At 38.0% G+C, this 1175-nt stretch carries 2 protein-coding genes; one reads left to right on the top strand and one right to left on the bottom strand.

The genetic code is table 11. The features are described 5' to 3' along the window. Nucleotides 1–238: 238 nt before the first annotated feature. Entirely contained in the window at nt 239–379 is a 141-nt protein-coding gene (locus tag ACS8FD_RS15745) for an entericidin A/B family lipoprotein (RefSeq protein WP_290162464.1), read from the bottom strand. 351 nt (nt 380–730) lie between these two features. Here ACS8FD_RS15745 and ACS8FD_RS15740 point away from each other — a divergent pair. Further along, nucleotides 731–1175, top strand: a 445-nt coding sequence (locus tag ACS8FD_RS15740; protein ID WP_439276537.1) for a tRNA (cytidine(34)-2'-O)-methyltransferase, incomplete at its 3' end; no start/stop codon positions are given.

Genomic DNA, 1175 nt, shown 5'->3' with positions numbered 1-1175 from the left:
AGTGAATGAGCTAGTTGAGCAAGGTCTCTTGATAGATGATCCTAATCTGTTGCGACCAACTTTATTAGGTCATCGGTATTTAAACCAGATATTGCGTGCTTTTTTATGATGTTTGTAGGCTCAAGCTGTTATGCATTTGCATAGATGACCATTATCTATAAATTACCACTTTTAAAAACCAAAAAAAGGACTTACCAAAAGGTAAGCCCTTTAAATACAGAATCTAAAAATTTAGCAATTAGATTTTGTTTTGTACGTCTTGTGCACCACCACTTACTGCTTCGCCAGCACTTGATACGTCTTGGCCTAGGCCTTTAAAAGTGTTGCAACCAGTCAATACAAACATAGCAGTCAAAGATGCGATAATTACTTTTTTCATAATAATGTTCCCAAAATGGATAGGTTTATTCGAGTAATAATAAGCATGTTGCTTAGGTATTACCAACGATGTGCAGGATAAATGGCAATATCATGATATCAGTTAGGCATAAATAAATAGGCTGTTCTGATATCATCAAACTGTCTTGATATCCATTGAAGCCATGATAATCAAAGTTAAAATCTGTGCCCAGTATCAAAATGTAATTATTGACAATAAACTGTAACTTTTAATTACGGTTAGTAGTTAGCTGGTTTACATAGCTGTCAGTTGACGATAGTGCATAAGAACAACATTGGACCAGTATGTCGCAAATAACATCAATCTTTTTAATCCTATTATGGAAATTTTATGACCATTCATATCGTGCTAGTGGCACCCAAAATGCCTAGCAATACTGGCAATATTATTCGTTTATGTGCCAATAGTGGCGCGCAGCTACATTTGGTGCAGCCACTAGGCTTTGAGCTGGATGATAAAAAGTTACGCCGTGCTGGATTGGATTATCATGAATACGCACACTTGCAAGTGCATGCTGACTGGTCAGCAGCGAAGAAAGCATTATTTGAGGCAGATTGCCAGACAATCACAGCGCTGACGACCAAGCTTAGTAAACCGTTTTATGATTATGATTTTATGGTGCAATTAGATACTAGTACCGACAACATACCAGCGGTAGCGCCTAGCGTAGCACTGGTTTTTGGTTCTGAAACCGCAGGTCTAGCGGATGATATACGTGAAGATATTGGCGCTAATAATTGGTTAAGACTGCCAATGTTACCTGATTCTCGCAGTC

The organism is Psychrobacter sp. 1U2 (genome assembly GCF_051847575.1).
The sequence above is the reverse complement of the archived record's forward strand: the minus strand, read 5'-3'. Positions and strand labels throughout refer to the sequence as shown.